The 11,890-nt window shown below is 66.9% G+C and carries 12 protein-coding genes; 7 read left to right on the forward strand and 5 right to left on the reverse strand.

The genetic code is table 11. From position 1 onward, the window contains the following. Positions 1–10 precede the first annotated feature (10 nt). From xdhB to U5782_RS04900, 3 genes are all read left to right on the forward strand, one after another. Positions 11–2,365 (forward strand): xanthine dehydrogenase molybdopterin binding subunit, encoded by a 2,355-nt coding sequence (xdhB, locus tag U5782_RS04890; protein ID WP_322042700.1) that lies wholly within the window; start codon positions 11–13, stop codon positions 2,363–2,365. Between the two features lie 25 nt (positions 2,366–2,390). Then, on the forward strand, positions 2,391–2,978 hold the full coding sequence (xdhC, locus tag U5782_RS04895) for a xanthine dehydrogenase accessory protein XdhC (RefSeq protein ID WP_415914250.1): 588 nt from the start codon (positions 2,391–2,393) through the stop codon (positions 2,976–2,978). A 150-nt stretch (positions 2,979–3,128) separates the two neighbouring features. Beyond that, a complete protein-coding gene (locus tag U5782_RS04900) occupies positions 3,129–3,524 on the forward strand; it encodes a DUF995 domain-containing protein (protein ID WP_322042701.1) in 396 nt (131 codons plus the stop codon). Positions 3,525–3,590: 66 nt separating this feature from the next. Here U5782_RS04900 and U5782_RS04905 read toward each other — a convergent pair whose 3' ends face one another. The 3 genes from U5782_RS04905 to U5782_RS04915 form a co-directional block, all read right to left on the reverse strand. Next, complete coding sequence (locus U5782_RS04905; protein ID WP_322042702.1) at positions 3,591–4,598, reverse strand: LysR family transcriptional regulator; 1,008 nt, start codon at positions 4,596–4,598, stop codon at positions 3,591–3,593. 155 nt (positions 4,599–4,753) lie between these two features. Continuing rightward, positions 4,754–5,407: a 2-hydroxychromene-2-carboxylate isomerase gene (locus tag U5782_RS04910; protein ID WP_322042703.1), complete on the reverse strand. Its 654-nt coding sequence runs from the start codon at positions 5,405–5,407 to the stop codon at positions 4,754–4,756. Positions 5,408–5,536: 129 nt separating this feature from the next. Further along, positions 5,537–7,009 carry a TAXI family TRAP transporter solute-binding subunit gene (locus U5782_RS04915; protein ID WP_322042704.1) on the reverse strand — a complete coding sequence of 491 codons (1,473 nt, stop codon included), beginning with the start codon at positions 7,007–7,009 and terminating at the stop codon, positions 5,537–5,539. Between the two features lie 592 nt (positions 7,010–7,601). Between U5782_RS04915 and U5782_RS04920 the strand changes: the two genes are divergently transcribed. Together U5782_RS04920 and U5782_RS04925 are read left to right on the forward strand one after the other, a co-directional pair. Beyond that, the gene (locus U5782_RS04920; RefSeq protein WP_322042705.1) at positions 7,602–7,955 is read left to right on the forward strand and encodes a BON domain-containing protein; all 354 of its coding nucleotides are present in this window, start codon (positions 7,602–7,604) and stop codon (positions 7,953–7,955) included. 217 nt (positions 7,956–8,172) lie between these two features. Continuing rightward, positions 8,173–8,433 (forward strand): hypothetical protein, encoded by a 261-nt coding sequence (locus U5782_RS04925; RefSeq protein ID WP_322042706.1) that lies wholly within the window; start codon positions 8,173–8,175, stop codon positions 8,431–8,433. 64 nt (positions 8,434–8,497) lie between these two features. Here the strand turns inward: U5782_RS04925 and U5782_RS04930 are convergent, their stop codons facing one another. After that, entirely contained in the window at positions 8,498–9,286 is a 789-nt protein-coding gene (locus U5782_RS04930) for a sulfite exporter TauE/SafE family protein (RefSeq protein WP_322042707.1), read from the reverse strand. A 312-nt stretch (positions 9,287–9,598) separates the two neighbouring features. Between U5782_RS04930 and rarD the strand changes: the two genes are divergently transcribed. Together rarD and U5782_RS04940 are read left to right on the forward strand one after the other, a co-directional pair. After that, positions 9,599–10,501: an EamA family transporter RarD gene (gene rarD, locus U5782_RS04935; RefSeq protein ID WP_322042708.1), complete on the forward strand. Its 903-nt coding sequence runs from the start codon at positions 9,599–9,601 to the stop codon at positions 10,499–10,501. Positions 10,502–10,614: 113 nt separating this feature from the next. Further along, positions 10,615–10,995 carry a DUF5594 family protein gene (locus tag U5782_RS04940; RefSeq protein WP_322042709.1) on the forward strand — a complete coding sequence of 127 codons (381 nt, stop codon included), beginning with the start codon at positions 10,615–10,617 and terminating at the stop codon, positions 10,993–10,995. Between the two features lie 36 nt (positions 10,996–11,031). Here U5782_RS04940 and U5782_RS04945 read toward each other — a convergent pair whose 3' ends face one another. Then, positions 11,032–11,886: a sulfite exporter TauE/SafE family protein gene (locus tag U5782_RS04945; protein WP_322042710.1), complete on the reverse strand. Its 855-nt coding sequence runs from the start codon at positions 11,884–11,886 to the stop codon at positions 11,032–11,034. Between the last annotated feature and the right edge of the window lie 4 nt (positions 11,887–11,890).

Genomic DNA, 11,890 nt, shown 5'->3' on the forward strand with positions numbered 1-11,890 from the left:
GAACGAAACCATGAACCAGCAAGCCGAACCGTTCCTGGACGAAGTGAAGGCGCGTGAACCTTTCGCACAGGTGCACGTCTCGCGCCCGCATGAATCCGCGCATCTGCACGTGAGCGGACGCGCCACCTATACCGACGACATCCCGACCGTGGCGGGCACACTGCACGCGGCGCTCGGCATGTCGCAGAAAGCGCATGCGCGCATCGTCTCGATGGACCTCGCCAAGGTGCGCGCGACGCCCGGCGTCGTGGCCGTGCTCACGGCCGAGGACATTCCCGGCGTGAACGACTGCGGCCCGATCATCCACGACGACCCGGTGCTCGCCGACGGCATCGTGCAATTCGTCGGTCAGCCGATGTTCATCGTCGTGGCGACCTCGCACGACACGGCCCGCCGCGCCGCGCGCCGCGCCGAGGTGCAGTACGAAGAACTGCCGCCGATCCTCACGGCGCAGCAGGCACGCTCCGCCAACCAGTCGGTGCTGCCGCTGATGAAGCTCGCACGCGGCGAAGCCTCCACGCGCGCCGCGCGCGCGGCGCATCGCCATGAAGGCGAGATGCTGCTGGGCGGTCAGGAGCAGTTTTACCTCGAAGGGCAGATCGCCTACGCGGTGCCGAAGGACGACGACGGCATGCACGTCTGGTGCTCGACGCAGCACCCGAGCGAAATGCAGCATCTGGTGGCGCACGTGCTGGGCGTGGCCTCGCACAACGTGCTGGTGGAGTGCCGGCGCATGGGCGGCGGCTTCGGCGGCAAGGAATCGCAGTCGGGCATCTTCGCGTGCTGCGCGGCGCTGGCAGCGTGGAAGCTGCTGTGCCCCGTGAAGCTGCGCCCGGACCGCGACGACGACATGATGATCACGGGCAAGCGTCACGACTTCCACTACACCTATGAAGTGGGCTACGACGACGAAGGCCTGATCGAAGGCGTGAGCGTCGACATGACCTCGCGCTGCGGCTTCTCGGCGGACCTCTCGGGCCCGGTGATGACGCGCGCCGTCTGCCACTTCGACAACGCCTACTGGTTGCCCGACGTGTCGATCTCGGGCTTCTGCGGCAAGACCAACACGCAGTCGAACACCGCATTCCGCGGCTTCGGCGGCCCGCAAGGCGCGTTCGCGATCGAATACATCATGGACGATGTCGCGCGCTCGCTCGGCCTCGATCCGCTCGACGTGCGCAAGCGCAATCTCTACGGCAAGACCGAGAACAACGAAACGCCTTACGGCCAGACGATCGAAGACAACGTGATTCACGAGTTGATCGACGAGATCGTGGAGACGACCGGCTATCGCGCGCGCCGCGCCGCCATTCGCGAGTTCAACGCGAAGAACGAGGTGCTTAAGAAGGGCATCGCGATCACGCCGGTGAAGTTCGGCATCGCGTTCAACGTCACGCACTTCAACCAGGCCGGTGCGCTCGTCCATATCTATACCGATGGCTCCGTGCTCGTGAACCACGGCGGCACGGAGATGGGGCAGGGGCTCAACACCAAGGTCGCGCAGGTCGTGGCGCACGAACTCGGCATCGAGTTCAGCCGCGTGCGCGTGACGGCCACCGATACCAGCAAGGTTGCGAATACGTCGGCAACGGCGGCATCCACCGGTAGCGATCTGAACGGCAAGGCCGCACAGGACGCCGCGCGACAACTGCGCGAGCGGCTCGCCGCGCTGGCGGCCACGACCTGGGGCAAGGGTTCGGTCAACGCGGCGGATGTGCGCTTCGCCAACGACTGCGCGATTGTCGGCGACGAAGTGGTGCCGTTCGGCACGCTGGTGCAAAAGGCCTATCTCGCGCGCGTGCAACTCTGGTCGGACGGCTTCTATGCCACGCCGAAACTTTACTGGGATCAGGCGAAGCTGCGTGGTCGCCCGTTCTACTACTACTCGTATGGCGCGGCGATTTCGGAAGTCGTGATCGACACGCTCACGGGCGAGTCGCGCGTGTTGCGCGCCGATGCGCTGCACGACGTGGGCGCTTCGCTCAATCCGGCGCTCGACGTGGGGCAGGTCGAAGGCGGCTTTATTCAGGGCATGGGCTGGCTCACCACGGAAGAGCTGTGGTGGAAGGCGGACGGCAAGCTTATGACGCATGCGCCGTCCACCTACAAGATCCCGACCGTGAACGACACGCCGCCTGAATTCAGCGTGAAGCTCTTCAACAATCGCAACGCCGAGGACAGCATCCACCGTTCGAAGGCCGTGGGCGAGCCGCCACTGCTGCTGCCGTTCTCGGTGTTCTTCGCGATCCGCGACGCCGTGGCGAGCGTGGCCGACTACCGCTTCAACCCGCCGATGAACGCGCCCGCCACCGCCGAGGAAATCCTCAAGGGCGTGCGCGCGGTGCGCGAGATGGCGCGCGGCTGATCAGGCGACAGGAGAGGAGTGCGAGATGCTGAGTCATCCGAATCATTGCGTGAATGTCGATCGTAACGGCCGCGTCGTCATCGGCCGGCGCAGCACGCCGGTGCCGCAGTATGGGCCGATGCACGTCGTGCTGTTCGGCGCGGGGCACGTTGGCCACGCGCTGGCGACGCTGCTCGGCATGCTGCCTTGCGTCGTGCAGTGGGTGGACGAGCGCGATGAGTTGTTCCCCGACGAAGTGCCGGCGAACGTGCAGGTAGAAGCCACCGACACGCCCGCCGCGATCGTCGATGAAGCGCCGCCCGGCGCTTACTTCATCGTGATGACCCATAACCACGCACTCGACTTCGAATTGTCGGAGCGCATCATGCGGCGGCGTGATTTCGCCTGGTTCGGCTTGATTGGTTCGAAAACCAAACGCGTGAAGTTCGAGCGCAGGCTGATCGAGCGCGGCGTGGAACCGACCCGGATGAGCGAGATGACGTGCCCGATCGGCGTGACCGGGATCGTGGACAAGGCACCGTCTTCGATCGCTGTGGCCGTGGCGGCGCAGTTGATGCAGATGCGGGTGAGTTTGCCGGACGAAGTGAAGCGCGAGGCATTCGCACAGGCGTAATGCAACGGAAAGGCGAACGCTTGAACACGCCAACAATGTAGCAAGCGCATCAATTTGCTTTTGGACCTTGCAGGGACTTCAATGAATTGGGCGGCCCATGTGCCGCCCTTTTTCCTTGCTGCGCGGCAGTCAAAGCCGGGGAGGTCCAAAATGAAATTCCTGCTCGCAAGCCTCGCGATCGCCATGCCGGCGCTCGCTTCATCCCCCGCGTTCGCCGACGGCACCACGCCGCTTACGCACGACGAACTCCAGCAGCTCCTGCCGGGCGCGCAGATCCAGATCACCTATGCAGACGGCTCCACCACGCTCTGGAAGGACGCTGACGACGGCAGTGTCGATGCCGTCCTGATGTCGGGACTCACCACGTCCAAGCATCACTCGAGTTCAGGCAAGGGCAGCTGGAAAATCTCCGACGATGGCAAATTTTGCAGCCATGTGGAATGGCGCAAAGACGTTACCGACTGGTGCCGCTCGGTCATCAAAACCGACGACGGAGACTTCGTGCTTGCCGGTCAGCCTGACTGGAAAATGAAAGTGTCGAAATAGACCCGAAAATATGGCGTGAGCGATGGATTTTTCATCGCTTCGCAATCCGAATGATGCTGGAAGTCGTCAGGCTTCTTCGCGCGTCGCGACAGGCGTATCTTGCGTGCGCGACGCGTTGCGCTTACCCGCAGCGCTCGTGCGACGACCGCCGCGCACCGTGAGCGAAGCCGAGACTCCGTCGATCAACTCGCGCAGCCAGCCCACGTCGCTAGGCCGGTCCGGTTGCGGATGCCACATCTGATAGCAGTGGATGCGTGGAAACGCGAACGGCGGCTCCGCCACGGCGATCGGCAATAGCCCCGCATAGTGCGTGGCGAAGCGGCGCGTGGTCGTGAAGATCAGGTCCGATTGCAGCAGCACTTGCGGCACGAGGCCGAAGTAGGGCAGCGTCGCGACGATGCGCCGGTGCGCGCCGGCCTTCGCGAAACCGATGTCCACCGGGCTCGCGTTCGCGCCGGTATAAGGCGTGGGCGCGAGATGCGCCGCCGCGAGATACGCCTCGCGTGTGAGCGGCGCGCGCGCGAGCGGATGATCGGCGCGCATCATGATGACGATCTTGTCCGTGAACAGGTCGCTGCGCGCGAAACGGGCGTCGGGCTTTGGCCAGTTGCCGATCACGATGTCCAGTTCGCCCGCCTCCAGCGCCGCATGATGATCGAGCGTGGGGGAGAGCGACAGGATCTCCAGCCGCGCCGCCGGGGCCGCCTCGCGAAACGCGGCGATCAGCGTGGGCATGAAGAAGTCGTTGAGGTAGTCCGGTGCGGCGAGGCGGAAGGTGCGCTTCGAGCGCTCCGGGTCGAAGTCGCCGTGCGGCGTGGCGACGAAATCGACATCGCGCAGCACGCGCTGGGCGTGCGCGAGCAGCGACTCGCCGTATTCGGTCGGCACCATGCCGGCCTTGCCGCGTACGAGGATGGGGTCGCCCAGGATCTCGCGCAGGCGGCGCAGCGCCGTGCTGATGGCCGGCTGGGTCTGGTTCAGCCGTAGCGCGGCCTGCGTGACGCTGCGCTCGACCAGCAGCGTGCGCAGCACGCGCACGAGCCAGATGTCGAGGGAAAGGGCAGTGTCGTCCATGGCGATGCAAAAGCGTGGGGGGCGGGGCCGTGCTGCGCGCGCACGGCGTCAGCCATAACCTTATGCCGCCGCGCGCGAGGCCGCCATAGGGCGCACGGTATGGCCGGCATCAGCGCGGCCGCGCGGCTCGCCGCGCACCGTCGCGCTTAGGAATGTCAGGCCGTTTCCGGCTTGACCAGCCCCGAGGGCAGCGTGCTGATGCGCTTGACCTCGCGCGAGTCGAGCCAGTTCGGCGAGCGCGCGCAGTAGAGCACCATCGGCAGCGCGTCCTCTCCCCAGAAAAGCTGCTTGTTCATCCAGAAGGTCGGCACGCCGAACACGCCCATGCCGATCGCGTCGTTGGTGAAACGGCGCAGTTGCGCGCGCACGGCTTCCTCTTCGATCAGCGCCTCGCCATGCGCGATGCCCACGCGCTCGCACAATTGCTCGAAACCTTCCTCGGTCGACGGGTCGCGCCCTTCGCGCCAGATGAAGCGGAAGATCTCGCGCACGCAGGCAAACTCGCCGCCCGCCGCGATCGCCAGCAGCATCGGCTTGACCGAGTCGAACGGATGCGCGGGCGGCATCTTGAACGGAATGCCGAGCTGTTCTGCGCGAAAGAGCGCGTGCCGGTAGGTGAAGAAGCGCTTGGAGGGAATCGCCCCGCCGTACGGCGTGCCCCAATGGCGGTACAGGTCGTTGAGCATGACCGGGGTCGGCACGAAGTCGAAGCCCGGCCATTTGTCGTACTGCTCCAGCAGCAGGTACGAGAACGGCGACACGAAGTCGTAGAACCAGGCCGGCTGGTTGGCGTCGATGCCGCGGATCATGCTGTTCCTCCGAAATGGGCTTCATGCGGACCGCACCGGCGGCCCGTCGTTCGAGTATTGATCGTATTCGGTCCTGCGTGCTGCTTTTTTCCGTGCCTGCTTGCCAGGGCTTTCCAGTCTTTTCAACGCTTACGCGCGGCTGGCCGGCTCGTCGCGTGGCGTGTCGGTCGCTTCGCCGGCTTGCGGGTTGGTCGCGTCCTTCGCGCCGTCTTCGCTCGCCTGTTCGCCGCTCGCGCCCGCTTCTCCATGCGTGGCCTCGAGCCGTTCGCGCACCGCCGTCAGCCGCTCGCGCACAAAGCCGATGTGCTCGCGCAGCACGTAGAACTGTCCTGCGTAAGCGAGCGGCATCTTCATGCCGTTCACCGATTCCTCGATCTTGTCGAGCTGACGCATGAGGGCGCGCCGCTCGTCGGGCGTCGTGTCGGCTTGCGCCGCGCGTTCAAGCGCGATGAGCGAGCCGTACCAGCGGTAGATCCGCGATTTTACCCGCCAGGCGTAGAGGCCAGGCACGAGCCTCAGCCCTGGAATCAGCACGACGATGATCGGCACCAGCACGACCAGCAAGCGATCGGCGAGGCTCGCGAGCCAGAAGGGCAGCACGCGGTAGAGGAAGCCCTTGCCCGATTTGTAGTAGCGCGCGGCATCGTCGCTGATCGGGAAGTCCTGCGCGCGCGGCGCCGGGAATTCGCCCGCGCGTTGCAGCAGCGTCGAGCGCCCGTGCACTTCCTTGGCGGCTTCGACGAGCAGGTCGGAGAGCGCCGGATGGAGCGAATCGCGCGCGACCAGTTCGGCCGTCGGCGCAATGAAGTGCAGGGGCGCGGCGGGCAGGTTGCGGCCGAAGTCGAACGCGCCCATCGGGATCGTGATGGCCGTGAGGTAGGGGAAGCGTCGCGCGTAGGCGTCGGCCTGGGCGAAGTCGAAAAAGCGCACGCCGGGCATGCGCATGAGGCGGCCCATGACGGGCGGCTGCGCGGAGTCGCCCGCGAGGAACGCCGCGTCGATCTTGCCCGCCACCAGCGCGCGCGCGGCATCGTCGCCGGAGAGCGGCAGCAGTTGCGTCTTGCCGCCCGGCTCGATGCCGTTGGCCTTGAGCAGCGTGAGCACGAGTTCGCGCGTGCCGCTGCCCTCGGCGCCAATGGCGAGGCGCTCGCCCTCGAACTGGGACAGTCGCGTAATGGGCTGGCCGTGATAGAACACCGCGAGCGGCACATAGGCCACGCTGCCGAGCGAGACGAGCCCGTCGGGCACCTTGGTCGACAGGCCGTCCTGCACGAACGCGACATCGACATGCGAGGCCGGGTCGGACAGGCGCGCCAGATTCTGCGCCGAGCCTTCCGACTCCAGCACGTTCAGCGTGATGTTGTTGCGCGCGAGGATCGTTTTGTACTTCTCCGCGGCATTCCAGAAGGTGCTGCCCTTGGGGCCGGCGCTCATCGTCAGCGTGCTGGGCGGCGCGGGCTGGATCAGGCGCACGGCGAGCCAGATGGCCGCCACGCTCACCAGCAGGATGGGACCGAACGAGACAGCGAGGTCGCGCCACGAAATCGCCACGAAGCGCGCGACGAGACGCGGGGGAGGTTTGCGGCCGGAGGGGGACTTCATCGGGGAATGGCGGGCCTCGGGAGGTTCGAATCGTGATGCTGCGTTGCGGGTACGGCGGCTGAAGGCGCTGCGCCGCACCTCCGCCCGCCGATGGTACATGAGATTCGCCGCCGCGGCGGCATGCAGGCGGGCGTGGCGCGCACGCCGCGCCTGGCCGCTAAATCCTTTGCGCTCGCGCCCCGCCCAGGCTAAATTGTGGGTCGCTGCGGCGCGCTCAGGCGCGCCGCGCATAGAGTCGAACGAATCGACCGCTATCCATTACAAGCTACATCATGGCAATCGACGCAGACGCGCCCGGCGCACCGGCCAACCCGGTGGCGAAACGAGCCGCGCTGCCGTTGCCCGCGCGGCATCTCGCGCGCAACCGAATCCTTGCCTCTCGCCGCAGCGTGTCCTGACCATGGCAGTGTCTCGACGCGCGCACGCGCTCGCACGCCTGCCCGTGGGTGTCGTAACCGAAGCCGTCAGACCGGCCGGACGGACCACTTCGTCCCGTCGCCGGAAGAGGCGGTCCATTTTCGCCACGTGGCTTGGGCCATGAGCGAAGTACAACGTGTGAAGCAACAACGCGATAGCAACAAGGAGAGAAAACATGAAATCGGTCGCTTTTCTGAAGACTCTGGCCGCTGCGGCCTGCATGACGGTCGCCTTCGGCGCGTATGCCCAGGACAACTCGGCGGCAAGCGGCGCAGCCGCCACGACCTCGGCCGCTCCGGCGCCGTCGGCCAAGAAGGTTGACCGCAAGCTCGGCTACACCGTGCGCAAGGCGCTCTCGAAGGCACAGGGCCTCGACGTGTCGAACATCACCGTGCGCTCGCGCGCCGGCGCCGTCACCCTGACCGGCACGGTGCCGAGCCAGGGCCAGATCGACCAGGCAGGCCAGGTCGCGCAAGGCGTGGCAGGCGTGAAGTCGGTCGCGAACAAGCTGACGGTCATGCAACAGTAAGCCGGCTGGCCGCTTCGCCCAGGCGAGGCGGCATGCAAAGCCGCAAGAACGGGCCCCCGCCATGTGCCGGGGCCCGTTTTTTTCGGACTATCTGGATTGGGAATGGCGGATGCGCGCCAAAAATGTGGACTGACACACAGCTATCCCGCGATTGGGGGTATACGTTGGAGACATGCAGACCCCACGAGGTCCTCGTGGCTCCTTGCCGGACACTGTCATGACTATCCACACCTACACCGACTTGCCGCTCGTCGATCGCGCGGCGTTCGAGCTGGCCTGCGCGCGGCATGGCTTCGCCCCGATTCACTTCGACGTGAGCGGCGAAGCCGATCCCGACGATCCCGAGCACGGCGAGTTGCTGATCGTGCGACGCGGCGCCTGGGCCCAGGCCTACCGCATCGACGCACGCGGCCAGTGGCTGCGGCAGTTCGAAATCGACCTGAACGGCCGTTTCTTCAGCCGGGCGCCGCACGCCTGAACGGGCAGAGCGATGCGGGGCGTGCCCCGCCTGGGCGCAATGCGTTTGCGCCGAACCGGCTCACTCAGGCCAGCACGAGCCGTATGCCGACGAGCGTGAGCGTCGCGGCGAGCAACACGCGCAGCAGCTTTTCGGGCGCGCGCGAGGACAGCATGCTGCCAACGGCGATGCCCGGCAGCGAGCCGCACAGCAGCGAGAGCAGCATCGACCAGTCGATCGAGCCGAGCAGCCAGTGCCCGGCGCCCGCGAGCAGCGTGAGCGGCACCGCGTGAGCGATGTCGGAGCCGACGATGCGCACCGTCGGCAGCGTCGGGTAGAGCAGCAGCAGCACCGTCACGCCGATCGCGCCCGCGCCCACCGAAGTCAGCGATACCAGCGCCCCGAGGATCGCCCCCGTGAGGATGGTGAAGAACAGCGTGCGCGCCTCGCTCGGCCCGTGACGATGGCGTGCCGCGTAGGCCGCCAGTTGCGGACGGAACAGCAGGGCGACGGCGGTGATCAGCAGTGCCGCGCCCAGCACCGACTGGATCAGATGCCCGGCGCGCGGCGTATCCATCCCATAGCGATGCAGCAGGATCAAGGTGATCGTGGCGGCCGGCACGCTCCCGGCCGCGAGCCGCAGCGTCACGCGCCAGTCCACCGAACCCTTGAGGCCATGCACCAGCGTGCCCGCTGACTTGGTCGCCGCGGCATAGAGCAGGTCGGTGCCGACGGCGGTGGCGGGGTGGACGTTGAACAGCAGCACGAGGAGCGGCGTCATCAGCGAGCCGCCTCCCACGCCAGTCAGGCCGACCAGGAATCCGACTGCGAGGCCGGACAGCGAATAGAGCGGTTCGATATGGGGTAGGGACATCGCGGCGACGCGGAAACGCGCGCGGTGCGCGAATCTCGCGTGAAAAAAGTGCAGGTCTAGCGACATGCCTCGCGGATGACGCGGCGGCGCTGCGCGCACCTGCATGGAGCTAATCAGGCGTTGCGTCAGGCTGGACAGCGGCAAAGGCTGGCGGCGAAAATCCGCTATTGTCGCAAAACCGGCGAATCGGCGCAGGGTAAGGATGAAATCTTCCTGAAATTTTTGTGGCCCGCTTCGCGACTCAAGCCTCAAGCTGCCGGAACGGCTGAACCGCTTGCCGCCGCCGTGCGCGTGAACCCAATCCATACGCCTATGAATTCCGGCATCGCCTACGCCCTGTCCGCCTTCGTGATCTGGGGGCTCTTCCCGATCTACTTCAAGACGCTTCACCAGATCCCCGCGCTCGAAATGCTCGCGCATCGCATGGCGTGGTCGCTGGTGTTCATTCTCGGCGTGCTGATCGTGCGGCATCACTGGAGCTGGCTGCGGCCCGCCCTGCGCAACCGCCGGCTCGTGGCGCGTTTCGCGGCCAGCGCCGTGCTGCTCTCGGCCAACTGGGGCATCTATATCTGGGCCGTCAACGCGGGGCATATCGTCGAGGCGAGCCTGGGTTACTTCATCAATCCGCTCATCAACGTGGTCTTTGGTTTCGCGTTCCTGCGCGAGCGGCTGCGGCCGCTGCAATGGTGCGCGGTGGCGATCGCGGCGCTCGGCGTCGCCTGGCTGACCTGGCAGAACGGCACGCCGCCGTGGATCAGTCTCGCGCTCGCGGCTACCTTCGGCGGCTATGGATTGCTGCGCAAGACCGCCCAGCTCGGCGCGCTCGAAGGGCTCACGCTCGAGACCTTGTTGTTGTTTCCCGTCGCGATTGTGTATCTGTCGATCATCGGCCTCGCGGGCGCGAGCCATTTCGGGCACGCGTCGCTCGGCGTGCAGTTGCTGCTGGCCGCGGCCGGGCCGGTCACGGCGGTGCCCCTCCTGATGTTCGCGGCGGCCGCGCGGCGCATTCCGCTGTCGATGCTCGGCTTGATCCAGTACGTCACGCCCACGCTGCAACTGCTCACCGGCGTGCTGATCTACGGCGAGCCGTTCGGGTCGGTGCAGGCGGTCGGCTACGGCGCGATCTGGGTCGCGCTTGCGCTCTATTCGCTCGAAGGGCTGCGCGGCACGCTTGCGGCGGCGCGGGCCGCGCGCACGGCACGCGCCGCCCGTTGAATCGTCCGGCGCGCGCCGGGCAGGCGGGCGCACTCATGTCAGGACTGGTCGGCGTGCCGGGCGTATGCGACGATGTGCCGATATCGGATACGCAAAAACGGAGACACCCGCGCATGAACAACGAAGCCGTCCATCGCTTCGAGGAGGCATTCGCGCCGCGCATCGCCGCGCGGCTGGCGAGCCAGTTCGGCCCGACCATTCAAGTCGATGTCGTGCCGAACGAGGGACACGGGCATCCCACGCGCGTGCGCCTGCGCGGCGAGCCTGGCGAGGCGCGGCATCCGTATGCGTATGCGCTGAACCTGTCGCTGACCTGGGACGTCGACGAAATCGAGCGCCTCATGGAGCCCGGCGGCGAGACCCGCTTCGCGCACTACCTGGAGGCGACGGTGCGCAAGATGGCGTCGTGGGAAACGGCGCGTCCGGTGGACTTCGCCACGCGCACGCAGGGCGAGCCGGAAATTCTGATCGGCGGGCTGGATTTCGAGGGTTGAAGGCCCGGGGGCGTCAAACCGCGCGCATCGAATCGCTCAAACGCTGCCCGCGATGACGAGCGCATGCACGGCCTTCACGGCCATGCCCACTGCCACGCAGCCCGCGAACATCGCAAACGACTGTTGCAGCCGCGCGCCGCTCACATGGCGCGCGAAGCTGCGGCCGATCAACATGCCCGCGAGCGCGCCCGCTGCGAAGGGCAGCGCATTGAGCCACAGCATGTGACCGCTCGCCGCCGAGGCCGCCACGCCCGCGCTCGACACGAGCGCGATCACAGCCAGCGAGGTGGCGACGATGCCCTGCATCGGAATATCCGACGCGCGCTTGAGCGCCGGCACGATGACGAAGCCGCCGCCCACGCCGAGCAAGCCCGAGAGAAAACCCGCGAACGCCCCCGAGAGCGCGAGCGCCCGTGCGCAGGGCGCGGTCCAGTCGAGCTTGCCGCGTTCGAGGTTGAGGCGGCAGGGCAGGTCGGAGGGACAGGCTTCGCCGCCGCCATGCAGATCGTGCGCCGTCGTGCCCGAGGCGGGTTGGTGGAACATGCGCCACGCCACGCGCGCGAGCACCAGCGCGAAAAGCAGCATGAGCGGCGCATCCGGTACGCGATGCGCTACCCACAGCCCGGCGGGCGAGATCACCGCACCGGCCACGGCCATCAGCGCGGCGGCCTTGTAACGCACCTTGCCCTCGCGCAGCGCGAGCAACGCGCCAATGCCCGCCGCCAGCGCCACCGCAAAGAGCCCGATAGGCGCGGCCTGCGCTACGCCGAGACCCAGACCGAACACCAGCAGCGGCACCGCGACGATGGCGCCGCCCGCGCCCGTCAGCGCGAGGATGAGCCCGACGACCGAGCCGAGCGCGGCGCTCACGAGCGTGGTGGTGTCGATCATGCGG

The organism is Paraburkholderia sp. J67 (genome assembly GCF_905220265.1).
Lineage (GTDB): Bacteria > Pseudomonadota > Gammaproteobacteria > Burkholderiales > Burkholderiaceae > Paraburkholderia.

Coding starts and splice junctions, on each gene's coding strand:
- U5782_RS04940 (WP_322042709.1), top strand. CDS start 10,615: ATGAACAACGAAGCCGTCCATCGCTTCGAGGAGGCATTCGCGCCGCGC.
- rarD (WP_322042708.1), top strand. CDS start 9,599: ATGAATTCCGGCATCGCCTACGCCCTGTCCGCCTTCGTGATCTGGGGG.
- U5782_RS04910 (WP_322042703.1), bottom strand. CDS start 5,407: ATGATCCGCGGCATCGACGCCAACCAGCCGGCCTGGTTCTACGACTTC.
- U5782_RS04925 (WP_322042706.1), top strand. CDS start 8,173: ATGACTATCCACACCTACACCGACTTGCCGCTCGTCGATCGCGCGGCG.
- U5782_RS04930 (WP_322042707.1), bottom strand. CDS start 9,286: ATGTCCCTACCCCATATCGAACCGCTCTATTCGCTGTCCGGCCTCGCA.
- U5782_RS04915 (WP_322042704.1), bottom strand. CDS start 7,009: ATGAAGTCCCCCTCCGGCCGCAAACCTCCCCCGCGTCTCGTCGCGCGC.
- U5782_RS04945 (WP_322042710.1), bottom strand. CDS start 11,886: ATGATCGACACCACCACGCTCGTGAGCGCCGCGCTCGGCTCGGTCGTC.
- U5782_RS04900 (WP_322042701.1), top strand. CDS start 3,129: ATGAAATTCCTGCTCGCAAGCCTCGCGATCGCCATGCCGGCGCTCGCT.
- U5782_RS04920 (WP_322042705.1), top strand. CDS start 7,602: ATGAAATCGGTCGCTTTTCTGAAGACTCTGGCCGCTGCGGCCTGCATG.
- xdhC (WP_415914250.1), top strand. CDS start 2,391: ATGCTGAGTCATCCGAATCATTGCGTGAATGTCGATCGTAACGGCCGC.
- U5782_RS04905 (WP_322042702.1), bottom strand. CDS start 4,598: ATGGACGACACTGCCCTTTCCCTCGACATCTGGCTCGTGCGCGTGCTG.
- xdhB (WP_322042700.1), top strand. CDS start 11: ATGAACCAGCAAGCCGAACCGTTCCTGGACGAAGTGAAGGCGCGTGAA.